Source organism: Stenotrophomonas sp. STEN046 (assembly GCF_056759755.1).
The window spans coordinates 55502-79231 of the sequence record NZ_JBRRDR010000012.1 but is presented as its reverse complement, the minus strand read 5'-3'; the positions used below and the strand labels follow the sequence as shown (position 1 = coordinate 79231).

Sequence of the window (23730 nt, the reverse complement as noted above, 5' to 3'; positions counted from 1 at the left end):
GATCGAAAAGGGCTGGCATCGTGGCTCCACCATCGAGACCGGCAGAGGGACAGGCCCTTTGAAGCCGGGGCAGCCCGCAGGCGCGAAAGCGTCTGCGTAGGTGCCAAATCCTGCGGGGACCGTGGCGTCCACCGAAAGATGGTTCGAACCTGCACCCCACGTGCATTTCGAACGCGAGCCCCGCGAAGGCTCGATGGCCGATTTCCCTACCGGAACCCGCCATGAGCTTCGCTGCCAGCACCGTGCTTCGCCCCGAACCCTTTGTCCCCGTCAGCGTGCCGGTCGACGACCGCGTGCACGCCGAGCGCGGCGAGTTCGCCGCCGTGCTGTCGATGCGACATGCCGGTCCGTGCCCGGTGCGCCTGCGCTACGAATGGGTGGGGCCGGCCAATGCGCCGGTGGTGGTGCTTGCCGGCGGCATCTCCGCCCATCGCCACGTTGCCTCCAATGCGCAGTTCGCCGAAAAGGGCTGGGCTGAAGACCTGGTTGGCAGCGGCCGCACGCTTGATCCGCAGCAGCTGCGCGTGCTCGCCTTCGACTTCATCGGTGCCGATGGCGCACTGGATGTGCCGATCGATACCGCTGACCAGGCCGATGCGCTGGCGCTGCTGCTGGATCATCTTGGCATCCGCACGCTCAGGGCCTTCGTCGGCTATTCCTATGGCGCGCTGGTCGGCCAGCAGTTCGCGATCCGCCACCGTGCCCGCGTGCGCCAGCTGGTATTGGCCAGCGGCGCGCATCGCCCGCACCCGTATGCCGCCGCCTGGCGTGCGCTGCAGCGCCGTGCGGTTGCGCTCGGCCAGCTGCAGTGCGGTGAAGATCACGGCCTGGCGCTGGCGCGGCAGTTTGCGATGCTCAGCTATCGCACGCCGGAAGAATTCGGCGAGCGCTTCGACGCCGCGCCGGAAGTCATCAACGGTCGTGTGCGCGTGGCCGCCGAGGACTATCTCGACGCCGCCGGTGCGCAGTACGTTGCGCGCACGCCAGTGACCGCCTACCTGCGCCTGTCTGAATCGATCGATCTGCACCGCGTCGACCCCAGCGCGATCCTGCCGCCCACCGTGGTGGTTGCCGTTGAGGGCGACCGGCTGGTGCCGCTGGCCGACCTGGTCGGCCTGGTGGAAGGGCTCGGCCCGCGCGGCAGCCTGCGCGTGCTGCGTTCGCCCTACGGTCACGACGCCTTCCTGAAAGAAACCGATCGCATCGACGCGATCCTCGCCACCGCCTTCCGCACTTCTGGAGAGTCCGCATGAGCCTGCACGCTGCCGAGCCGTCCTGTAGTCGCACCACCACCGCCGTCCGCGCCGGCATTGATCGTGACACCGCCCATGGCGCGGTCACCCCGCCGATCGTGCTGTCCTCGAACTTCAGTTTCGATGGTTTCGGCAACAAGCGGCAGTACGACTACACGCGCAGTGGCAACCCGACCCGCGACCTGCTGGGCGAAGCGCTCGCCGAGCTGGAAGGCGGTGCCGGCGGCGTGGTCACCGCAACCGGCATGGGCGCCATCAACCTGGTGCTGAACGCGCTGCTGCAGCCTGGCGATACCCTGGTGGTGCCGCATGACGCGTATGGCGGCAGCTGGCGCCTGTTCAACGCGCTGGCGAAGAAGGGCCACTTCCAGCTGGTGACCGCCGATCTGACCGATCCGCGCGCGCTGGCGCAGGCACTGGCGACGCAGCCCAGGCTGGTGCTGGTGGAAACGCCTTCCAACCCGTTGCTGCGCATCACCGACCTGCGCTTCGTCATCGATGCCGCGCACAAGGCCGGTGCACTCGTGGTGGTCGACAACACTTTCCTGTCGCCGGCCCTGCAGCAGCCGCTGTCGTTCGGCGCGGATGTGGTGCTGCATTCCACCACCAAGTACATCAACGGCCACAGCGATGTGGTCGGCGGCGCGGTGATCGCACGCGATCCGGCCGTGCACGAACAACTGGTGTGGTGGGGCAATGCGCTGGGCCTGACCGGTTCGCCGTTCGATGCGTTCCTGACCCTGCGTGGCCTGCGCACGCTGGATGCACGCCTGCGCGCGCACCATGAGAACACCGCCGCGATCGTGGCCCTGCTCGACGCCCATCCTGCCGTTGCCCAGGTCTACTACCCGGGCCTGGCCGATCATCCAGGCCATGCCATCGCCGCCCGCCAGCAGAGTGGGTTCGGCGCGATGCTGTCGTTCGAGCTGGCCAGCTGCGCAGGCGATGATCCGCATGCCGGCGTGCGTGCCTTCGTTGATGGCCTGCGTTACTTCACCCTGGCCGAATCGCTGGGCGGAGTGGAGAGCCTGGTCGCGCACCCGGCCACCATGACCCACGCGGCGATGACGGCGGAAGCGCGCGCGGCGGCTGGCATCAGCGAAGGACTGCTGCGCTTGTCGGTGGGCATCGAGAGCGAGCGCGATCTGCTGGCCGATCTGGGCGCGGCGCTGGCGCGCGCGGAGTCGGTGATCGAGACGGCCGCGCGTCGCAAACAGGTGGTGGATGCATGAGCGCGCTGCCTGTGGAGATTCCGGCGCTGGGTACGGGGCGCCTGGCGCTGCTGGGAACCGGCACTGTGGGCTCGGCCTTCGTACAGCGCTACCAGGCATTGCAGGCCCGGGGCCTGGAGCTGCCCAGCGTGCAGTGGCTCGCCAACTCGCGCACTGCACTGGCCATCGACCGCGATCTGGCCCTGCCGCTGGAACTGGCACGGCGTGCGCCGCGTGATGGGCAGAGCCCGCCGCCATGGGCCAGCACCGAGGGCCTGGAACGCGGCGACGTGGTGGTCGATGCCACGGCCAGCGAAGACGTGGCTGCACGCCACGCGCAGTGGCTGGCGCGCGGCGTGCACGTAGTGACCGCCAACAAGCTGGGCCGCGGCGCGCAGCTGGCGCGTGCACAGGCCATCGCCGAACACTGCGCCGATACCGGCGCGCGCTATGGCGACAGCGCCACGGTAGGTGCAGGCCTGCCGCTGCTCAGCAGCCTGCGCGCGCTGGTGGCCGGCGGTGACCACATCCACGCCATCGAAGGCGTGCTGTCGGGATCGCTGGCATGGTTGTTCCATCGCTACGATGGGCAATCAGCGTTTTCCGCGGCGGTGCGCGAAGCGCTTGCCGCCGGCTACACCGAGCCTGATCCGCGGCTGGACCTGTCCGGCGAGGATGTGCGGCGCAAGCTGCTGATTCTGGCGCGCAGCAGCGGCTTGGCACTGGATGCCTCGCAGGTGCAGGTCGATTCGCTGGTGCCGCAGGCACTGGCGGCGCTGCCGCTGGAGGATGCAGTGGCGGCGCTGGAACAGCTGGATGCGCCGCTGCAGGCGCGCTGGCAACGGGCGCACGACAACGGGCATGTGCTGCGGTTCGTCGGTCGCGTCGACGCGGACGGCGCACAGGTCGGCCTGCGCGAACTGGCGGCCGACCATCCGCTGGCGCAGGGCGCGGGCACCGACAATCGCGTTGCGATCCACAGTGACCGCTATCGAGTGCAGCCGCTGTTGATCCAAGGGCCGGGCGCCGGGGCCGAAGTGACTGCGGCGGCGTTGCTGGATGACGTACTGCGCATCGTGGGTTGACGCCCCTGCTGCCGCGCTCGCCGGGCCATGCCCGGCGGACCCGCAATCTCAGCGCGACCTCAACGCCTTCAGCAACGCTGCGTTGAACTGCTTCGGGTCCTGCACCTGCGGCGAATGCCCAAGTTCGGCGAACTCGACCAGCGTCGCACCCGCAATCGCCGCCGCTGCGGCCTTGCCCAGTACCGGATAGTTGCCCAGCGTGGGCTTCAGCTCGGGTGCCGCCAGATCGCGGCCGATCGCGGTGCGGTCCTTCTGGCCAATGAACAACGTGGTCGGCACCTGCAGGTTCTTCAGTTCGTAGACCACCGGTTGGTTGAACACCATGTCCGAGGCCAGCGCCTGGCTCCAGGCCACGGCATCCTTGCCCGGCCCTTCGTACATGCCCGACTGCATGCGGGCCCACGGTTCGTAGGTGGGCTTCCACTTGCCGTCGTAGTACACCTCCAGCTGGTACCGGCGGATGCTGTCATAGGTGATCTTCAGCTCGCCGGCATACCAGGCATCGACGCTGCGCCATGGCACACCCAGGGCTTTCCAGTCCTCCAGGCCGATCGGGTTGACCAGTGACAGGCTGCGCAGGTCCTGCGGGTACATCAACGCATACCGCACGGCCAGCATGCCGCCCATCGAATGGCCGACCAGGTGCACCGGCTGCCCACCCAGCTGCAGCTGCTGCAGCAGGGCATGGGTGTTGGCGGCCAGCTGCGCGAAGGAGTACTGGTAGCGCTCGGGCTTGCTGGATTTGCAGAAACCCACCTGGTCCGGCGCGATGACCCGGTAGCCAGCGGCAAGCAGTGGCTTGATCGTTTCCTTCCACGTGGCCGCGCAGAAGTTCTTGCCATGCAGCAGCACCACCACGCCGATGGACTTCTTCTTCGGCGCGATGTCCAGGTAGGCCATTTCCAGTGGCTGCCGTTGCGACTCCAGAGTGAACGACTTCACCGGGTAGCCGTAATCGAAGCCTTCCAGTCGCGCCCCATAGCTGGGGGCAGCGATGGCAGGCAAGGGCAGCAGGGCGAGCAGGGCAACCAAGGGCAGGCGCATCGATCAGAACCGGTTGGAGGATGCCTGCGAGCCTAACGGCAATGCGATGACGATGCATTGACGGCGCATGCTCCGCCGGACGAACCTGTGGCCGACTTGAACGGAAAAGGGCGGCCACTGGCCGCCCCTTTTTCTACGTGACGCAGTGGCGTTCCTCAGCACTCGATGACGTTCACCGCCAGGCCGCCACGGCTGGTTTCCTTGTACTTGTCCTGCATGTCGCGGCCGGTATCGCGCATGGTCTTGATCACCTTGTCCAGCGACACCTTGTGCTTGCCGTCGCCGCGCATCGCCATGCGCGAAGCATTGATCGCCTTCACCGCGCCCATCGCATTGCGCTCGATGCACGGAATCTGCACCAGGCCACCGATCGGATCGCAGGTCAGGCCGAGGTTGTGCTCCATGCCGATTTCCGCCGCGTTCTCGATCTGGCTGGGGTTGCCGCCGAGCGCGGCCACCAGGCCACCGGCAGCCATCGAACAGGCCACGCCCACTTCACCCTGGCAGCCGACTTCGGCGCCGGAAATCGAGGCGTTTTCCTTGTACAGGATGCCGATCGCCGCCGAGGTCAGCAGGAAATCAAATACACGCTGTTCGTTCGCACCCGGGCAGAAGCGGTCGAAGTAATGCAGTACCGCAGGCAGCACGCCGGCCGCACCGTTGGTCGGCGCGGTGACCACGCGACCACCGGCGGCGTTCTCCTCGTTCACCGCCAGCGCGTACAGGTTGACCCAGTCCAGCGTGGTCAACGGATCGCGCATCGCCGCTTCCGGCTTGGATGACAGTTCGCGGTACAGCGCCGGTGCGCGTCGGCCCACTTTCAGGCCACCCGGCAGCACGCCTTCCTCACGGATGCCGCGCGCCACGCAGGCCTGCATCGCACTCCAGATCTCGCGCAGGTTGTCGCGGATTTCGTCTTCGCTGCGCCAGCACTTCTCGTTCTCGAACATCAGCTGGGCGATGCTCAGGCCGCTGCGTGCGGTCTGCGCCAGCAGCTCGTCACCGCTCTTGAACGGGTAGGGCAGCGGCGTTTCGTCGGGCACGATGCGGTCATCGGCGGCGTCGTCCTGGTTGACCACGAAGCCACCGCCAACGGAGTAGTAGTCGCGGGTGGCGAGCACTTCGTCGTCGGCGTTGTAGGCGGTGAAGCGCATGCCGTTGGTGTGGTACGGCAGCTTCTGCCGCTTGTTCATGCCGAGGTCGCGCTTCTCGTCGAAGGCGATCTCGTGCTGGCCCATCAGCTGGATGCGCTTGCTGCTGCGGATGCGCTCCAGCGTGGCCGGAATGATGTCCGGATCGATCAGGTTCGGGCGCTGGCCTTCCAGCCCGAGCAGGATCGCCTTGTCGGTACCATGGCCGCGGCCGGTCAATGCCAGCGAACCATAGACGTCGGCACGGATGCGTGCGACCTGGTCGAGCTTGCCCGGGTCGAGCAGCCAGCGGTGGATGAACCGCTCTGCGGCCTTCATCGGCCCGACGGTGTGCGAGGAGCTCGGGCCAATGCCGATCTTGAAAACGTCGAACGTGCTGACAGCCATGGTTGCCGTACTGCGGGTACCGGAAGAGACCGCTATTCTAGCGGTTCATGCCGTACTTCCATGACTGCGGCGCAGCATTTCCATCCGGGGAGTGAATGCAGGTGATGACCCTGTTCCAGCGCGATGACTGCCATCTGTGCGACATGGCCCTGGCCGAGCTGGCCAAGGCCCGCTGCCCGGCGTTCGAATCGGTGTTCCTGGATGACCAGCCGGGGCTGGAAGCGCGCTATGGCGCCCGGGTGCCGGTGCTGCGTGATGAACGCGGCGATCGCGAGCTGGATTGGCCGTTCGACGCGGCCAGCGTGCAGGCCTGGTTGGCCGCGGTTTAAATCCGCCGGGCCATGCCCGGCGGAGGTGACGGCGTCGGACGCGTATTACTTCGCGTCGAACTTCACGATCGTGCTGATCGCGGTTTCATCCGGAATGGTCTTGGTATCGGCCCAGTCGCCGGCGCCCACGCTGAAGTCCAGGCGCTTGACGGTGGCCTTGCCGGTCAGCACCGGTTGTGCGCCCGGCTTCCAGGTGAAGGTGAAGGTGACCGGCTTGCTCACCCCGCGCAGTTCCAGCGTGCCATCGGCGGCGAACTGATCGTTGCCCACGGCGCGGAAGCCCTTGGCCGTATAGCGTGCGGTGGCGAATTTGCCGACGTTGAAGAAGTCAGCGCCCTGCAGGGTCGAGTCGCGATCGTTGTTGCCACTCTTCGCGCCGGCCAGCGGGATCACCACGTCCAGCGAACCGGCGGCCGGGTTGGCCGGGTCGAAGCTGAGCTTGGTGGCAAAGCCGGGGAAGCTGCCGGTGAACACTTCACCGTCGTACTTGCTGGCAAAGGCCAGGAACGAGCCGGCCCCCGGCGCCTGGGTGTAGTCGGCGGCCAGTACCGGCGCAGTGGCCAGCATGCCGGCCAGGGCGGCGGCCACGGCGGCCGGGGTGGTCAGTTTCAGGTTCATGGGTCAGTCCTTCTGGGGGGAGGCAAGCCAGCCACGGGGCAACATCCGGGAAAGGGTGGCATCGCGCTGGAACAGGTGGTGGTAGAAGGCAGCGCCGGCATGGGCCAGTACCACCGCGATCAACAGCCAGAAACCGTATTCGTGCAGGGCGTGGGAAACCGCAACGACCTGCGGGTCGGGGCCGCTCAGCTTGGGAACATCCACCAGGCCGAACCAGCGGAACGGGCGCAGGCCGCTGGCCGAATCGTACAGCCAGCCCGACAGCGGAATGGCGAACATCAGCACATACAGCAGCACGTGGGTGGCACTGGCGATGCGTTCCTGCCAGGTGGGTACACCGGGCACCGGCTTGGGGGCGCCGGCATACAGGCGCCAGCCCAGGCGCAGCACCACCAGTGCCAGCACGGTGATGCCGATCGATTTGTGTGCGGTGTATACCCAGAAGTACTTGGGCGTCTTGGGCAGTTCGCCCATGGTCAGGCCGACCACGCCCAGGGCGAGGATCAGCAATGCGATCAGCCAGTGCAGGCTCTGGCTGACACTGCCCCAGGCGGCGGGTGTGTTCTTGGCGGTCATGAAGGGTCCTTGGTGGCCGTCTGGCTTTCGGAGTGGGGGTGGGCCGCAGGAGTTCCCGGGGCGTCGCTGCGATCGAGCGTGGCTTCAGCCTCGATCCTGACCTGTACGGCATCACCGATCACCCCCGGCCAGGCGGTGATGCCGAACGCGCGCCGGCTCAACGTGGTGGTGGCCGAGAAGCCGGCCGTGCGCCGGAACGGTGGCAGTGGATAGCGCTTGATCTGGTTCAGGGTCACCTCCAGCGCGACCTCCTGGCTGACGCCGCGCAGCGTGAGCGTGCCCAATACACGTGCGTGGGTGGCGTCGATCGGTTCAACCCGGCTGGAGACGAAATGGGCAGTGGGGAAGCGCTCGCCATCCAGCAGACTGCGGGCGAGGGTTGCCTGGTTCCACTTGGCGTCGCCAAGGTCCAATCGCGACACCGGGATCTCGACATCGAGCGTTGCATCGCGCCAGTTGTCGCTATCGAACTGCAGTCGTCCTTCGCTCCCGGAAATCGTGCCGAGTGCCTGTGAGTAGCCGGCATGGTCGATCGCAAACAGCACCCGGGTGTGCACCGGATCAATGCGGTAGGCATCGTTGCCCGCCCACGCAGGGGCGATGGCAAGCAGCAGCGGCAGCAGGGCCAGACAGGTGCGCATTGGCGAAAGGCTCGGAGAAAACACTGTTGGATCATACCCATGGCGCCCTGGCAGCGCTGTGTGCACGGCTGCAACAGTTCGTGGTGCCGATGTGGCTGGAAACAGGCTGTTGCAGCGACGGCTCCGGCCCTGTGTGACAATCGGCACAGGACAGGGGGTTCAGGATGAAGAGCGGCTGGCGCCGGTGGTGCCAAGGCATTGCAGCAGCAGGTCTGGTGTTGTCGGCGCTTTCCGCCGCCGCCGCGACCTTGGACATGGCCGGTGAAACCCCGCGCCTGCGCCGCTTCGGTGCGGCCGAAGGCTTGCCCTCGCGCATGGTGGTGGCGCTGGCGGAAGATCGCCAGGGGCGCGTCTGGGCAGCCACCGATGGCGGTCTGGCACGTTACGACGGCGGTGAACTGCGGGTCTGGCAGCACGATCCGGCTGTGCCCGGCTCGCTCCCCGGCAACGAGATCGAGACCCTGCTGGTCGACCCGCTTGACCGGGTGTGGGTCGGTGTCAATGGCAAGGGCCTGGCCCGGTTGGACGCCGACCGTGAGCGCTTCAAGACCTTCGAGTCGGTCACTGAAGGATGCCAGGGGCAGTTCTGGACCCTGGCCTATGCCAATGATGCGCTGTGGATCGGAAGCAGCAGCCACGGCGTCTGCCGGTTCGGCGAGGACGGCTCGTTGCAGCATTTCCGGCACGATCCGGCGCGTGTCGGTGGGCTGCCCAGCGATACCGTCTTCAGCAGCCTGGTCGATGCGCAGGGTCGCCTGTGGGTGGGTACCGAGGCCGGTGTGGCGCGCTGGAATGGCCACGCCTTCGAGGCGGTGGCGGCACGCGAGCTGGGTGCGGTCAGCGTACTGCGCCTGAGCCGCGACAGCGACGGCGCCGTATGGCTCGGAACCCAGAACGAAGGGTTGTTCCGCATCGATGCGCAGGACCGGGTCAGCCGCCCGGCGTGGGCCGGCAGTGCCGACCTGCGCTCGGCGCTGGTGCTGGCCGACCGCGAGGGCGGCTACTGGGCGGGTACGTCCGATGGACTGCTGCGTGGTGACGGCCGTCTGCTGCGCAGGCTTGAAGGTGACCGCGGCAGTGGATTCCTGACCGGCCACAGCGGCGTGCTGGACCTGCTGCAGGACCATGAAGGTGGCTTGTGGGTTGCGCTGCTGACCCAGGGGCTGGCCTACCTGCCACCGGACTGGAAGCGTTTCTCCACCTGGTACCAGCTCGATGGCAAGCCGCTGGACAGCCAGTATCTGTTGAGCGCAGCCAGTGACGGCCGCAATTATTTCGTGGGGTCGGCCCACGGCGTCTACCAGATCGATGCGCAGGGCACCCTGAGCCTGCTGGCCAGCGAACGCGAGCTCGGCAGCGGTGCGGTGTGGTCGGTGCTGCCGCGCCCGGATGGGCGGCTGTGGCTGGGCCGCGCAGGGCGCATCAGCGTGTACGACCCCAGGACCCGCGCCATGCACGACTGGCGCATGGGCGGTGGTTCCGATCTGCGTCAGCGCATCGACCTGATGCGGCAATCGCCCGACGGCACGGTGTGGGTGTCGGTGATGAATCTTGGCCTGCAGCAACGCAGCGCCGAGGGGCAGCTGTTGCGCAGTTTCGATCTGGCAGCATTGCGTGGCAACACCGATGCCCCGATCGAACAGATCCGCTTCGATGCCAGCGGACATGCCTGGGTGATGGGTGAAATGGGCATCTGGCGTGAACAGGGCGATCGCTTCGAAGCGGTGCCCGGCGCGTCCCAGGGGCCACTCTACGATCTGGTGTGGATCGATCCGCAGCAGCTGTGGCTTGCGCGCCAGGGGGCATTCGAGCGCTATCAGTGGGATGGCTTGAGCCTGCGCCTGATCCAGCGCATCGATGCCTCGGCGGGCGTGCCACCGGTCAGCATGGGCGGGCTGGCGCTGGCCGCAGATGGACGCCTGTGGGCGACCACGCCGCGTGGCCTGCTGCGCTGGGATCCCAGGCAGAAGCGCCTGCAGCAGTTCAACGAACGCGATGGCCTGCTCGATGCCGAGTTCACCGGTCGCCCGCCCGCGATCGGCGCCGATGGCCGGGTGCTGGCGGTTACCCAGACCGGACTGGTGGGATTTGATCCGAATGCGGACGATGTCGAGCTGCCTCCCTCGCAACTGGTGATCGCGCAGGTGCGCGTCCGCCGCGACGATGCCCGTGGCTGGCAGCCGCTGCCGACGTCCGGCCTGCTGTTGCTGGGGCCCGACGACCGCGACCTGCAGATCGATGCACGCCTGCTTTCCTACGCCAACCCGCAGGGCAACCGCTATCGCTTCCGCGTGGTGGGCTACGACCAGAACTGGGTGGAGCAGGGGGGCGATGGCCAGCGCACATTGTCACGGTTGCCGCCCGGTGCTTACACGATCGAGGTGCAGGCGGCATCGAGCAGCGGCCCCTGGACTTCTTCGCAGCAGCTGCACATCAAGGTCCTGCCGCCGTGGTGGCGCAGCGGCATGGCGATCTTCGGCTATGTGATGCTGGGCTCACTGCTGCTGTTGGCGTTGTTGTGGTCGATCCGGCGGCGCCTGCGCCGGCGCCAGCAATGGCAGCTGACGGTGCACAAGCAGCAGCTCGCCGAGCAGGCGTCGCAGGCCAAGAGCCGCTTCCTGGCAACGCTGGGGCATGAAGTGCGCACACCGATGACAGGTGTGCTGGGCATGAGCGAACTGCTGCTGGCCACCGAACTGGACCCGGTGCAGCGCAGCTACGCCGGATCGATCCAGCATGCCGGCAGTCACCTGTTGCGGCTGGTCAACGACGCGCTGGACCTGGCCAGGATCGAAGCGGGACGGCTGGAACTGGATATCCGTCCGTTCGACCTGAACGGCCTGCTCGATCAGGTACAGGTGCTGATGCAGCCGATGGCGCAGCAGCGCAAGCTCGCCTTCCAGCGCGAGGATGCCCTGCCGGGTCCGATCAGTGTCACCGGCGATGAAATGCGTGTCCGCCAGATCCTGCTGAATCTGCTGGGCAACGCCATCAAGTTCACCGAACGTGGCCATGTCGCCCTCGGCGCCCGCCTGGACGAAAGCGGCGGTGCGGTGATCTTCGAGGTCAGCGACAGTGGCCCGGGCATCAATGCCGAGCAGCAGCAGCGCCTGTTCCACCGCTTCGAACAGGCCGACGGCCCGCGTACCGCCTCGCGTTACGGCGGCAGTGGGCTGGGCCTGGCGATCTGCCAGGAACTGGCGGTGGCCATGGGCGGCCGTATCGACATCGACAGCCAGCCGGGGCAGGGCGCACGCTTTGCCGTGCGGTTGCCGCTGCCCTGGACCCGGCAGCAGGCCGCCGGCCCGGGCGAGGCGAAGGCCGCCCCGGCATTGCCGCCGCTGCGCATCCTGCTGGTGGAGGACGATGCAACGGTCGCCGAGGTCATTGCCGGCCTGCTGCGCAGTCGTGGCCACGAGGTGGTGCACGTCCTGCACGGTCTGGGCGCACTGTCGGAAATCGCGACCGACGGCTTCGATGTCGGCCTGCTCGATCTGGATCTGCCGGCGCTCGATGGTACGGCCATCGCGCGCCAGCTGCGCGCGATGGGCTACGAGCTGCCGCTGGTGGCGGTCACCGCACGCTCGGATGCCTATGCTGAGACGCAGGTGCTGGCAGCGGGCTTCGATGGCTTCCTGCGCAAGCCGGTGACCGGTGACCTGCTGGTTTCTGCGATCGCCCAAGCGCGTACCAAACGGCAGATTGCTGGCTGAGAACGGCATGCTTCGACGTGAATCCCGCGACTTTCGGTTTACCATGCCGACGCCCACGGCGTGGGGATCATCATCAGCAGCGTGAGGAGGCAATCGGTGGCGTATCTGCGGGCGGTAACGCTGCTGCTGATCGTGCTGTGCTGCCTGGCGCCCGCTGCGGCGCAGCCGGTGCCGCCTACGCCAAGGCAGGTCACCGTGTTCGACGGGCTGCCGTCCAACACCGTCAACCGCATGGCCGAAGACCGCTACGGCTATCTGTGGATTGCCACCAACGATGGCCTGGCCCGCTACGACGGCCGCAACTACCGCATCTGGCGCTCGGAAGATGGCCTGCGTGACAACCGCATCTGGAGTGTGCTGGTAGACGCCCGCAACGAGCTGTGGATCGGCACCGAGAACGCTGGACTGGTACGGATGTCGGCCGATCGTCGGCAACTGCGCTTCTACGATCGCAGCAGCCAGCCGCTGATGGGCAGCAACACGGTCTGGAGCCTGGCGGCGACCCCGGATGGTGCCATCTGGTTCGGCAGCCACGAAGGTGGCCTGTACCGGCTGGACAGCAATGACCGGCTGCAGCGGTTCCTGCCCGAAGCAAACAATCCGCGCAGTGTGCCGGCCGCATCGGTGCCTTACCTGGCCACGCTGGCAGATGGCAGCCTGTGGGTGGGCACCAAGCACGGTGTGGCACGTTGGACCGGTACCGATTTCGAGCGCATCGGCAGCGACCTGATTCCCAGCCTGCTGATCAATGGACTCACCGCCGAACCTGACGGCAGTTTGTGGATCAGCACCTTGGCCGGCGCCACCGTGCGCCGATCGGATGGCCGGTTCGAAGCGGTGCCGTGGACCCTGCCGGCAGGCGACCAGGTGCTGGGCATGATGCTGCGCGACGAACAGGGCGGGCATTGGCTGGATACGCGCAGCGGCCTGGGCCGGGCCATCGACGGCCAGTACCAGACCGTGCCGCTGTACAGCGCGATCGCGCGTGGCCTGGTGCGGCCGAACTGGACCGGTGCCTACGAAGACCGCGAAGGCGGCATATGGCTGGCCAGCACCAATGCCGGCCTGTGGCACCTGCTGCCGCGCTGGTGGCAGTTCTCGGTGTTTTCGCGGCTGGAGGATGATCCTTCTTCGCTGCGCAATTCCTATGTGCTCGGCACCAGCCCCTCCAGCAATGGTGGCGTGTGGACGGTGGGCAGCCATGGCGCGCTGGATCGTTTCGATCCGCGCACCGGCGTGATCGAGCAGCACCGCACCTTCGTCAATGGCATGCATTGGCTGACCTCGGTGCGCGAAGACCGGCGAGGGCAGGTCTGGGTCGGGTCGACCGATGCGTTGATGCGCTACGACCCGCGCCGGGGCGAGCTGCGGCGCTGGGCCCGCGACAGCGGCGCAGACGCGACCATGGAAGGCAACATCGAAGCGATGATGACCTGCGATGGCGACAGCCTGTGGTTGATGCTGTCGGCAGGCCTGCAGCAGCGTGACCTGGACGGGCATGTGCGCCGGCGGCTGGAAAACGGCCAGGATGGTCTACAGGCCGGCCAGCTCAATCTGGATGTGGAATGCGGGCCGCAGGATCGGATCTGGCTGGCCAGCAGTCGTGGGCTGCTGCAGTGGCAGCCCGATGCGCAGCGTTTCCAGCCGGTGCCCGGTGCGCCGGCTACCGGGGTGTACGCCCTGCATGTGGGCAAGGACGGCCAGGTCTGGTTGTCCGAGGATGGCCGACTGTCGCGTTATCTCTGGAGCCGTGGGCGGCTGGAACGACAGGCGGTGGTCGGCGCCGAACAGGGCTATCCGGCGATCTCCGCCACCGGCCTGGTGGTGGATGCGCAGGGCGTGGCCTGGGCGACCAGTGCCCGCGGCCTGGTGCGGGTGAGTGCAGATGGGGAGAGCGTGCGCCTGTACGGCGTGCACGATGGCCTGCCCAGCCAGGAATTCCGCGAACACACGCTGATCGCCACCGCATCGGGCCGGATGGTGGCGGGCACCCCGGCCGGGGTGGTGGCGTTCGATCCCGAGCAGGTTCGACCATCGACCCGGCGTGCGCCGCTGGTGATCGAACGGGTGGAGGTGCGCCGCAACGAGCAGCTGCTCGATCTCACCCACGACACACCGTTGCAGATTGCCGATGGTGATCGCGACCTGCGCATTGTCGCGCGCCTGTTGTCCTTCGCCGATTCGGCATCCAACACCTACCGCTATCGCCTGGCCGGCTATGACCCGGACTGGGTCGAGGTGGGCCCGGCGGGCGAACGCCTGTTCTCGCGCCTGCCGCCGGGTGCCTATCGACTGGAAGTGCAGGCGCGCTCGGCCGACCACGTGTGGTCGCGGGTGCAGACGCTGGAATTCCATGTACAGCCGCCGTGGTGGCGCAGCCTGTCCGGCCTGCTGGTGCTGGCCTCGATCGCGCTGCTGCTGACCAGTTGGTTCGCCTGGCTGTACCGTCGTCGGCTGCAGCGGCGGCACGCCTACCAGCTGGCGCTGCACAAGCAGGAACTGGCCGAGCAGGCCTCTGCGGCCAAGACCCGCTTCCTGGCCAACCTCGGCCATGAAATCCGCACGCCGATGACCGGTGTGATGGGCATGAGCGAACTGTTGCTGGCCTCGCCGCTGGACCCGCAGCAGCGCGGTTACACCCAGTCGATCCGGCATGCCGGTGAACACCTGTTGCATCTGGTCAACGACGCACTGGATCTTGCCCGGATCGAATCGGGGCGACTGGAACTGCAGTCCAATGCGTTCCCGCTCAATCGCCTGCTGCATGACCTGGCGGCGCTGATGGGGCCGCTCGCGGCGCAGAAGGGGTTGCGTTTCATCCTCGACAACCAGCTGCCTGCCGGGTTGCAGGCCACCGGCGATGCGATGCGGGTGCGGCAGATACTGCTCAACCTGCTGTCCAATGCAGTCAAGTTCACCAGTCGCGGCAGCATCACCCTGCACGCGCGCTGTGACGACGGCCCTCGTGGGCTGCACTTCGAAGTGCGTGACACAGGACCGGGCATCAGCCAGGAGCAGCAGCAACGCCTGTTCCGGCGTTTCGAGCAGGCCGATGGCGCACGCACGGCTGCGCAGTACGGTGGCAGCGGCCTGGGGCTGGCGATCTGCCGCGAGCTGGCGCTGGCCATGCAGGGCCGCATCCGGGTGGAAAGCCAGCTGGGCAGCGGTACCTGCTTCGGCGTGAGCTTGCCGCTGCCGCTGCAGCAGGATGCGGCGGGCGAAGCCGGCAATGACGGTGACGGCGACGAGGCGGCCGCCAACATGCCGCCGTTGCGGGTGCTGCTGGTGGAAGACGATGCAACCGTGGCCGATGTGATGTGCGGCCTGCTCGCAACCCGTGGGCACGAAGTGGTACATGCCGCCCATGCACTTGCGGCGCTGCGCGAGATCAGTGCAGGGGATTTCGACGTCGGCCTGCTGGATCTGGACCTGCCGGGCCTGAGTGGTTTCGAGCTGGCACAGCATCTGCGCAACCAGGGCTATACGCTGCCGCTGCTGGCGGTGACCGCACGTACCGATCCGGATCTGCAGCAGCAGGTGGAAGCGGCGGGCATCGGTGGTTTCCTGCGCAAGCCGGTAACCGGTGAGTTGCTGGTGGAAGCGATCGCGCGCGTGCTGGGGCGGTAAGTGGGGTTTGTTCGGCAGGGCTGCGCCCTGCACCTGCCGAGGCCAGAGCAACGGCAACGGCAACGGCAAAAGCGGGCTATCCGTGAGTGGGCGGGGCGGTGTCGGATTGCGGGGACGCCGCAAGTACGTCCTTGTAGGCTTGGCAGCCCGAGGCATGCCTCGGGCCCATGCAGCTGACACCCCGCAATCCGACACCGCCCCACCTCCGACAGTTTCCCGGCGCCTGGTAGATCCACGCCATGCGTGGATGGAATCTGTCAGATATTCGAAATTGATCGATTGAGATTCAACAGATCGCGGAACACTGTCGAAGGCGGTGTGGGTCCGGTTGCGGGGGCGTGAGCCGCATGGATGCGGCGATCGAGCTTACAGGGACGTACTTGCAGCGTCCCCCGCAACCGGACCCACACCGCCATCCCACAGTAGGCCCGCTTTTGCTGTTGCTTCGGCTTTGGCTTTGGCAGGTGCAGGGCGCAGCCCTGCCGGACCCGCTACTCCGCCACGTGTTCCACTTCGCGTGGTTCTGGCCGGGTATCGGGCAACTGCCAGAAGATCAACGTCGAGGTCAGGGTGATCGCGCCCACGCACAGGAAGGTGGCGTGCAGCGCCGCCGTCGCGCCGTGGCCTTCCAGCTGTGTGCCGAACGCGGCCAGCAGGCTGCCGGCTGCCGCTGCGCCGAAACCGGCGGCCAGCATCATCACCATCGACAGCAGGCTGTTGCCGGAGCTTGCGAATTCGCGGTCGAGATCGCGCAGGGTCACGGTGTTCATCACGGTGAACTGCAGCGAATTGACCGCGCCGAAGAATGCCAGCTGCAGCAGGCGCACAGCCAGGTGCTGGCCCGGTGCCATCAGTACGAAGCTGGCCATCGCCAGCCCCACCAGCACCGTATTGATCATCAGCACACGTCGATAGCCATAGCGTTCGACCAGCTTCACCGCCAGCTTCTTGGATACCATGCCCGCGGCCGCCACCGGCACCATCATCAGCCCGGCGTTCATCGGCCCCAGGCCGAGCCCGACCTGCAGCAGCAGCGGGATCAGCATCGGCATCGCACTGCTGCCGATGCGCGAGAACAGATTGCCGAGGATGCCGATGCGGTAGCTCGGCACCCGGAACAACGCCAGCGAAAACAGCGGCGCGGTGGAGTTGGCTGCATGCAGCCAGTAACCGACCAGCGCGGCCAGTCCGGCCACCGTCATCAGCATCACCAGCGCATGCGGCGTGCCGAGCCCGGAGATGCCGTCCAATGCCAATGACAACACCACCATCGCGAAGGCGAGCATTGCGTAGCCGCGCAGGTCGAAGCGCGTACGGTGGCTGGCGTAGTGGTCGGGCATGATCTTCATCGCAGCGATGAAGCCGATCACGCCGATCGGCAGGTTGATCAGGAACACCCAGTGCCACGAGGCGATTTCCACCAGCCAGCCGCCGAGGGTGGGGCCGATCAGTGGCCCGACCAGTGCTGGAATGGCGATGAAGCTCATCGCGCGCAGGAAATCCTCGCGCGAGACCGAACGCATCACCGCCAGGCGACCCACCGGCAACAGCATCGCGCCGCCGATGCCCTGCAGCACGCGCGCGGCCACCAGCTGGTGCAGCTGCTGGGCCATCGCACAGGCCAGCGACCCGAGGGTGAACAGGATGATGGCCACCAGGAACGTGCGGCGGGTGCCATATCGGTCGGCGATCCAGCCCGAGGCAGGAATGAAGGTGGCTACCGCCAGTGCGTAACTGAACACCACCGACTGCATCTGCAGCGGGCTTTCGCCAAGGCTGGCGGCCATTGCCGGCAGCGCCGTGTTGACGATGGTCGAGTCCAGCATCTGCATGAAGATCGCCAGCGATACCAGCCACAGCAGGGGGCGGTGGCGGGAATAATCGTCTGGCGATGCGGACATGGCGTGCGGCCGGTGCTGCGTGGGGGACGCCATGATCGCGCACCCGGGGTCACGGCGCGATAAAGATCACGCGCGGCATCGCGCCGTGACGGTGTGGCCGGTGCTCAGCGACGGCTGTGCGCGTGCACCGCGTCGACCAGCACCTGCACGTGCGCCGGGTCCATGTCCGGCGACATGCCGTGGCCGAGGTTGAATACATGGCCCTCGCGCGAACCGCCGTTGCCGGCCGCATACGTATCGAGCACGCGCGCAGCGGCGGCGGCAATCGCATCGGGCGAGGCATACAGGGTGGTCGGGTCCAGATTGCCCTGCAGGGCGACGCGACCACCGGTGCGGCGCAACGCTTCGTCCAGGTCCAGGGTCCAGTCCAGGCCCAGTGCATCGGCACCGGTCTGCGACAAGGCTTCCAGGTGCAGCCCGGTGCCCTTGCCGAACAGGATCAGCGGCGTACGCTCGCTGCCCTGGCCGCGTTCCAGGCCCTCGGCGATGCGTTGCAGGTAGCGCAGCGAGAATTCGCGGTACATCGCCGGCGACAGCACGCCACCCCAAGTGTCGAACACCTGCAGGGCCTGTGCACCGGCCGCGCGCTGCGCGCCCAGGTAGGCGATGACCGCCTCGGTGGTCACCTCCAGCAGGCGGTGCAGGGCCTGCGGGTGGTTCAGCGCCATCGCCTTGATGCGCGCGAAATCCTTGCTGCCGCCGCCTTCGACCATGTAGCAGGCCAGTGTCCAGGGACTGCCGGAGAAGCCGATCAGCGGTACCTGGCCGTCCAGCTCGCGGCGGATCAGGCGCACCGCGTCCATCACATAGCCCAGGTCCTGTTCCATGTCCGGCACCGCCAGCTTGGCGATGGCCGCTTCATCACGTACCGGATGGCGGAACTTGGGGCCTTCGCCTTCCACGAAGTACAGTTCCAGGCCCATCGCATCGGGGATGGTGAGGATGTCCGAGAACAGGATGGCCGCATCCAGCGGGAAGCGGCGCAGCGGCTGCAGAGTCACTTCGCAGGCGATCTCCGGGTTCTTGGCCATCGCCAGGAAACTGCCGGCCTTGGCCCGGGTGGCGCGATATTCCGGCAGGTAGCGGCCGGCCTGGCGCATCAGCCAGACAGGCGTGCAGTCCACCGGTTCGCGGCGCAGGGCGCGCAGCAGGCGATCGTTGCGGAGAGGGCTGGTCACGTTGGGCATTCCTTGGGTGGGAGGGCAGCGGCGGGATCAATCGCCGTGCGAAAGGATCTGGAAACCGCGATGCAGTTCGGCATCACGGGCCTTGTCGAAGGCGTGGCGGGCCTCGGCGGCCTGCAGGTACAGCTCGCGCCGCAGCTGCGAGCGGGTGCCAACCCGGCCGGACTCACGCAGCAGTTCCCAGCCGCCGAACAGGTCCGGCAGCAGGGTCAGGCGCAGGAAGCGCGGTGCCTGGGCACCGTCGGCGGGTTGTTGCAGATGGACGTGCATGGCACCGATTGTAGCGGGGCCGGGGTGACCCCCGCCGCAACGCGGTAGTACCGGCCGCTGGCCGGCAACCTCATGAAACGTCGGTGCCATCGCGTGGATGCCGGCCAGCGGCCGGCACTACCGGTCAGCCTGCGCCCAGCACCTTCAGCACCGCCGCTTCATCCACGTCGGGCACCACTTCGGCCCGACCCATGCCTCGCCACAACACCAGGCGCAGGCGGCAGGCAACGTTCTTCTTGTCCAGCCGCATGCGGCCGAGCAGGGCCTGCGGGTCCAGGCCTGCGGGAATGGCCACCGGCAGGCCCAGCTGTTCCAGCAGCGCCTGCAGACGTGCGCGATCAGCGTCCTCGGCCAGGCCGAGGTCGGTCGACAGCTGTGCAGCCAGTACCATGCCGACCGCCACGGCCTCGCCATGATTCAGTGCATCACGGCCCGGGGCCGAGTAGCCCTGTTCGGTTTCGATCGCGTGGCCGAAGGTGTGGCCGAGGTTGAGCAGGGCACGTTCCCCCTTCTCGAACGGGTCGCGTTCGACGATGGCGGCCTTGTGCCGGCAGCTGCGGGCAATGGCTTCGGCGATCACCCCATCCTCGCCCGCCACCAGCGCAGCGGCATGTTGTTGCAGCCATTCGAAGAACACGGCGTCGCCCAGCGCACCGTACTTCACCACTTCGGCCAGGCCCGCACGCAGCTCGCGCGGTGGCAGGGTCGCCAGCACGCGGGTATCGGCGATGACTGCGCGCGGCGGATGGAAGGCGCCCACCAGGTTCTTGCCGGCCGGGATGTCCACGGCGGTCTTGCCGCCCACCGAGGAATCGACCATCGCCAGCAGGGTGGTCGGCAGCTGCACGCAGTCGACACCGCGCATCCAGCAGGCCGCGGCGAAGCCGGCGAGGTCACCGACCACGCCGCCGCCAAGGGCGAACACGCAGGCATCGCGGGTGGCGCCCAGTGCAGCCAGCGCTTCGATGACGGCACCGAACTCGGCCAGGGTCTTGGAAGCCTCGCCTGTAGCCAGCACATGCTGGCCGACGATCAGGTCCGGGCGCGCGGCCAGCAGGGTCTGCATGACCGCCTGGAGGTAGCGCGGGGCGACTTCGCTGTCGCTGACCAGCAGCACATGACGGCCACGTACGTGGGCGGCCAGCGCAGTGCCATCGGTCTGGGCACCGGCGCCGATGGTGATGGAATAGGGGCGGTCGCCGCCAACGGCGACCTGCAGCAATGCAGGGGAGGTCATGCAGTGGGGTCCTGTCGCTGCCATTGCGCAGCCAGCTTGACCACAAGCTGGGCGGTCGCATCGGCGGCGGTAAACGGGTCGGTATCGAGGGTGAGGTCGGCCAGTTCGCGGTACAGCGGATCGCGGTGTGCCGCCAGTTCGTGCAGTACCTGCTCGCGGTCGGGGCGTTGCAGCAGTGGCCGGGCCTTGTCGCGCGACAGGCGCTCCAGCTGCGCGGCCACGCTTACCCGCAGGTAGACCACGAAGCCGCGCCGGGCGATCAGGGCGCGATTGTCCGGATCGAGCACCGCGCCTCCGCCTGTGGACACCAGCTGGCCACGACCGGCCAGCACCTGCGCCAGGGCCTCGCGCTCATGGGCACGGAAGCCGGCTTCGCCGGAATGTTCGAAGATCGTGGGAATGCTGGCGCCGGTCGCATCGACGATGGCCTGGTCGACATCGACGAAGTCCAGCGTGAAGCGCTCGGCGAGACGGCGGCCGATGCAGGTTTTACCGGCGCCCATCGGGCCGATCAGGATCAGGTTCAGAGCGGGATTCATGCCCTCTGATCCTAACACCTCCGTGCCTTGGCCTTTACGTTCTTCACGTCACGGTGGGGGTTCCTGCGGGGTTTCCCGCGCTTGACGGAGTACCTGCCATGTCGGTTGCCAAGGTCATCGAAATCAATGCCTCCTCGCCCAAGAGCGTGGAAGACGCGGTACGAAGCGGGTTGAAGAAGGTCTCCGGGACGGTCAAGGGCATCCAGGGCGCCTGGATCAACGAGACCAAGGTGGTCACCGATGGCAACGGCGAAATCACCGAGTGGCGGGTGAACCTGCGGATCACTTTCCTGGTGGAGTGAACAGGCTCAGCGGACGGCCTGCACCTGGCGCTGGCCGTCCAGCACCACCACGTGATCGGCGAGGCCGGGCAGGGCATGCAGTGCCTGCCGGCTGACCCGTTCGTAGTACTGCACGAAGCGCTCCAGCTGCGGCCGGCTCATCCCGTGCCGGCCCGGTTGGGTGGTCTGCAGATTCTGTTCCTGCTGCCAGCGCCAGCGCGGCACCACCGAGAAATCCGGTGGCTGCAGGAACCACAGGCGGTCGCAGCGCTGCCACAGTGCCGGGTAGTCGCGGGCCAGGGCCTGGTTGCACCACTGCCGCCAGCGGCCATCGGCATCGGCCTCGCGTTCCAGTGCATTGAGCGGGGCCAGCAGTTCGGCTTCTTCCTGTGCTGGCGTACCGAGGAACCAGCCCTCGAATACCAGCAGGTCCAATGGCTGCTGCAGCTGCAGCTGCAGCTGCGGCCACTGGGCCACGGGCAGGCGCTCGTCGGCCAGTTTGTCGAAGCGCGGCATCGCGAAGGGCTGGCGCGTGGCCACCGCGTCGAGCACCGCGTGCGCCAGTGGCAGATCGTGGGTGCCGGGCGGGCCGCGGGTGATCAGCAGTGGATGTACCTGGCGGGCCAGGCGTTGTCGCTGCGCGCGGGTCAGGTAGACATCGTCGATGGACAGCGTGGCCGCGTTCAGCCCGCGCGCCTGGGCGCGGGCAACGATCTGTGCGGCCAGCGTCGATTTGCCGCTCCCCTGCAGCCCGCTGATCGCCAATACTGGAATGGCTGCGCCGCTGTCCAGCGCATCATCCAGCGCCTGCTCGGCCAGTGTTTCCGGGAATCCTTTCACCTGGGGCATGTACGCAGCAGCGACCATGCCGCCACAATAGCCCAAACCGTGTGAGAAGAATGCTGTCATGAGCGACCTGTACGCCGAAGCCCTGTCGACCTTTGCCGCGCTGTTCGAGGAGGCGGGAAAGAGTGCCGAAGTCGAGCCCTCCGCAATGACCGTGGCCACTGCCGATGCGCAGGGCCGTCCCTCGGCGCGCACCGTGCTGCTGAAGGCGTTCGACGAGCGTGGCTTCGTGTTCTACACCCACCTGGACAGTCACAAGGGCCAGGAACTGCACGCCAACCCGCAGGCAGCACTGCTGTTCCTGTGGCGCAGCCTGCGCGAGGCCGGCATCCAGGTGCGCATCGAAGGCGGCGTCGAGCAGGTGGCCGATGCCGAGGCCGATGCCTATTTCGCCAGCCGCCCACGCATGAGCCAGATCGGCGCATGGGCCTCGCAGCAGTCGAAGACGCTGGCCACGCGCGAGGAATTCGACGCGCGCGTGGCCGAGATCGAGGCGCGCTTCGAGGGCAAGGACGTGCCGCGCCCGGACGGCTGGAGTGGTCTGCGCGTGGTGCCCGACCGCATCGAGTTCTGGTATGGCGCGCAGTTCCGCCTGCACGAGCGCTGGTGCTATGAAGCCGGTGCCGAAGGGCGCTGGAGCAAGCGGTTGCTGTACCCGTAAGGTAGCGTAATACATGGTAAATGGCCGCTGAGCTTGTCTGCAATTGACGCTCGCTGTTCGTATTGTGCTGGTCGTGCATGCAAAGGAGGGCAGGTTTGGACGTTTCTGGCGATGCGCTGAGCGCGCGAGTGGAGAAGACGAGAATCCAACGAGAAGGGAAGAAGGCAAAGAACAAGTGCGCCTATCGCGGATGCGCGGAGGCTGCTGTCGGATCGCATACGATTTCCAAAGAACGTGTTCTGCGGTCTCTGGCCGAGGGTGGAAAGGTCTTGGCACCGAAAGTGCAGCTGGCTGGCAGGGATTTTTGGAAGAAGATTGCCTTCGCGCCTCAAGGAATTGGCGACGCGTCCGTCTTCCGGGGCTTCTGCGATAGGCATGAGATGCTGTTTGGTGCGCTTGATGGCGTGGGAGTATCGACCGTCCAGGACGTGCTCCTGCAGATGTACCGGACAGCGTCCAAGTTCTCATTCAGAGCTAGAACTGCGCAGTTGTGTCATGAAACTTCAGGGCTTGCGAATGCCGGTGATCGGGTCGAGCCAGCTGTTTCTCACTTGTCTTTGGGGGCGGCAGCAGACTTTTTAGCGTATGTCCTGGAGGGGGAGAGCTACACCCAGCAGGTTCTTCAGGCGGGTTCTGTGATAAGCCTCCAAACCCATGCGGGAGGGCAGCTTGGTCCGGAGGTGCATTGTCGCCGGTTGCCATTCGCAGTTCCCGCAGCCATCGAGACAAGATTTCTGCTCCGGTTGGACCGCCGTGTGGTGGAGGTGTTTGCAGTGGTGATTCCCGAGGATGGGGAAACGATGGTGATGGCGATGTGTGACCCTTCGTTTTCCAATCGCGTGCGCACGCAGCTCCGTACCGATGTGGCCGCTGTTCTGTTTGCTGAGCGCGCCTTCATGACCGGAGGGTCGTTTGCGTTGTCCCCGTCGGTGGCTCACGGTTGGGGGGAGCGAAAGACCCGTTTCGTGGAAGAGAACTATTTCTTCGCTTTTGAGCGCGGCTTTGAAGAGCCACTTGGATATCGACTGTTCGATGACGTCTGGTTGCACCTGACGGGGGAAGTGATCGCTCTTGAAGAGCTGCCCACGCGTGATCCCATCGAATCCAGAAAGCGGAGAATGTTCGCAAATAGATTCAAGTTCTGAGGCGGAGTTTCAAGGTGCGAAGCGCGGTATT

20 protein-coding genes and 1 riboswitch are annotated in these 23730 nt (G+C 66.8%); of the genes, 9 read left to right on the top strand and 11 right to left on the bottom strand.

Features of this window, described 5'->3' with window-relative positions; translation table 11 throughout:
- The first annotated feature begins 26 nt into the window (after window positions 1-26).
- Window positions 27-145: riboswitch (SAM riboswitch) on the top strand.
- Between the two features lie 76 nt (window positions 146-221).
- Genes metX through ACVOLJ_RS08395 form a run of 3 tightly spaced genes read left to right on the top strand, consistent with a single transcriptional unit; the run spans window position 222 to window position 3549 of the window.
- The gene (metX, locus tag ACVOLJ_RS08405) at window positions 222-1253 is read left to right on the top strand and encodes a homoserine O-succinyltransferase MetX (RefSeq protein ID WP_475280004.1); all 1032 of its coding nucleotides are present in this window, start codon (window positions 222-224) and stop codon (window positions 1251-1253) included.
- Complete coding sequence (locus ACVOLJ_RS08400) at window positions 1250-2485, top strand: O-succinylhomoserine (thiol)-lyase (protein WP_481563907.1); 1236 nt, start codon at window positions 1250-1252, stop codon at window positions 2483-2485. The genes metX and ACVOLJ_RS08400 overlap by 4 nt, the downstream gene beginning before the upstream one ends.
- Window positions 2482-3549: a homoserine dehydrogenase family protein gene (locus ACVOLJ_RS08395; protein WP_475280002.1), complete on the top strand. Its 1068-nt coding sequence runs from the start codon at window positions 2482-2484 to the stop codon at window positions 3547-3549. Before ACVOLJ_RS08400 ends, ACVOLJ_RS08395 begins: the two co-directional genes overlap by 4 nt.
- 48 nt (window positions 3550-3597) lie before the next feature.
- Here ACVOLJ_RS08395 and ACVOLJ_RS08390 read toward each other — a convergent pair whose 3' ends face one another.
- Window positions 3598-4593, bottom strand: coding sequence for an alpha/beta fold hydrolase (locus ACVOLJ_RS08390; RefSeq protein WP_475280001.1), 996 nt, complete (start codon window positions 4591-4593; stop codon window positions 3598-3600).
- A gap of 155 nt (window positions 4594-4748) precedes the next feature.
- Entirely contained in the window at window positions 4749-6131 is a 1383-nt protein-coding gene (locus tag ACVOLJ_RS08385) for an L-serine ammonia-lyase (protein ID WP_475280000.1), read from the bottom strand.
- Window positions 6132-6232: 101 nt separating this feature from the next.
- On the opposite strand from ACVOLJ_RS08385, the gene ACVOLJ_RS08380 reads away from it, so the two are divergent.
- Window positions 6233-6460 (top strand): glutaredoxin family protein, encoded by a 228-nt coding sequence (locus ACVOLJ_RS08380; protein WP_481563916.1) that lies wholly within the window; start codon window positions 6233-6235, stop codon window positions 6458-6460.
- A gap of 45 nt (window positions 6461-6505) precedes the next feature.
- Here ACVOLJ_RS08380 and ACVOLJ_RS08375 read toward each other — a convergent pair whose 3' ends face one another.
- Genes ACVOLJ_RS08375 through ACVOLJ_RS08365 form a run of 3 tightly spaced genes read right to left on the bottom strand, consistent with a single transcriptional unit; the run spans window position 6506 to window position 8295 of the window.
- Entirely contained in the window at window positions 6506-7078 is a 573-nt protein-coding gene (locus tag ACVOLJ_RS08375; protein WP_475279999.1) for a YceI family protein, read from the bottom strand.
- 3 nt (window positions 7079-7081) lie between these two features.
- Complete coding sequence (locus tag ACVOLJ_RS08370) at window positions 7082-7654, bottom strand: cytochrome b (protein WP_475279998.1); 573 nt, start codon at window positions 7652-7654, stop codon at window positions 7082-7084.
- A complete protein-coding gene (locus ACVOLJ_RS08365; RefSeq protein WP_475279997.1) occupies window positions 7651-8295 on the bottom strand; it encodes a YceI family protein in 645 nt (214 codons plus the stop codon). Before ACVOLJ_RS08365 ends, ACVOLJ_RS08370 begins: the two co-directional genes overlap by 4 nt.
- Window positions 8296-8459: 164 nt before the next feature.
- On the opposite strand from ACVOLJ_RS08365, the gene ACVOLJ_RS08360 reads away from it, so the two are divergent.
- Together ACVOLJ_RS08360 and ACVOLJ_RS08355 are read left to right on the top strand one after the other, a co-directional pair.
- The gene (locus tag ACVOLJ_RS08360) at window positions 8460-12008 is read left to right on the top strand and encodes a hybrid sensor histidine kinase/response regulator (protein ID WP_481563906.1); all 3549 of its coding nucleotides are present in this window, start codon (window positions 8460-8462) and stop codon (window positions 12006-12008) included.
- Between the two features lie 96 nt (window positions 12009-12104).
- On the top strand, window positions 12105-15635 hold the full coding sequence (locus ACVOLJ_RS08355) for an ATP-binding protein (RefSeq protein ID WP_481563905.1): 3531 nt from the start codon (window positions 12105-12107) through the stop codon (window positions 15633-15635).
- 491 nt (window positions 15636-16126) lie between these two features.
- On the opposite strand, the gene mdtD is transcribed toward ACVOLJ_RS08355, so the two are convergent.
- The 5 genes from mdtD to ACVOLJ_RS08330 form a co-directional block, all read right to left on the bottom strand.
- On the bottom strand, window positions 16127-17536 hold the full coding sequence (gene mdtD, locus ACVOLJ_RS08350; RefSeq protein ID WP_475279994.1) for a multidrug transporter subunit MdtD: 1410 nt from the start codon (window positions 17534-17536) through the stop codon (window positions 16127-16129).
- Window positions 17537-17640: 104 nt separating this feature from the next.
- Window positions 17641-18723, bottom strand: coding sequence for a uroporphyrinogen decarboxylase (hemE, locus tag ACVOLJ_RS08345; RefSeq protein WP_475279993.1), 1083 nt, complete (start codon window positions 18721-18723; stop codon window positions 17641-17643).
- Window positions 18724-18750: 27 nt separating this feature from the next.
- Window positions 18751-18990 carry a WGR domain-containing protein gene (locus ACVOLJ_RS08340; protein WP_475279992.1) on the bottom strand — a complete coding sequence of 80 codons (240 nt, stop codon included), beginning with the start codon at window positions 18988-18990 and terminating at the stop codon, window positions 18751-18753.
- 124 nt (window positions 18991-19114) lie between these two features.
- Complete coding sequence (aroB, locus tag ACVOLJ_RS08335; protein WP_481563904.1) at window positions 19115-20227, bottom strand: 3-dehydroquinate synthase; 1113 nt, start codon at window positions 20225-20227, stop codon at window positions 19115-19117.
- Entirely contained in the window at window positions 20224-20766 is a 543-nt protein-coding gene (locus ACVOLJ_RS08330) for a shikimate kinase (protein WP_475279990.1), read from the bottom strand. Before ACVOLJ_RS08330 ends, aroB begins: the two co-directional genes overlap by 4 nt.
- A gap of 98 nt (window positions 20767-20864) precedes the next feature.
- Here ACVOLJ_RS08330 and ACVOLJ_RS08325 point away from each other — a divergent pair, with 98 nt between their 5' ends.
- Window positions 20865-21068, top strand: coding sequence for a dodecin family protein (locus ACVOLJ_RS08325; RefSeq protein WP_049465447.1), 204 nt, complete (start codon window positions 20865-20867; stop codon window positions 21066-21068).
- Between the two features lie 6 nt (window positions 21069-21074).
- Here the strand turns inward: ACVOLJ_RS08325 and ACVOLJ_RS08320 are convergent, their stop codons facing one another.
- Entirely contained in the window at window positions 21075-21914 is an 840-nt protein-coding gene (locus ACVOLJ_RS08320) for a kinase (RefSeq protein ID WP_481563903.1), read from the bottom strand.
- A 40-nt stretch (window positions 21915-21954) separates the two neighbouring features.
- On the opposite strand from ACVOLJ_RS08320, the gene pdxH reads away from it, so the two are divergent.
- A complete protein-coding gene (gene pdxH, locus ACVOLJ_RS08315) occupies window positions 21955-22554 on the top strand; it encodes a pyridoxamine 5'-phosphate oxidase (RefSeq protein WP_475279988.1) in 600 nt (199 codons plus the stop codon).
- 95 nt (window positions 22555-22649) lie between these two features.
- A complete protein-coding gene (locus tag ACVOLJ_RS08310; RefSeq protein WP_481563902.1) occupies window positions 22650-23699 on the top strand; it encodes a hypothetical protein in 1050 nt (349 codons plus the stop codon).
- Window positions 23700-23730 lie beyond the last annotated feature (31 nt).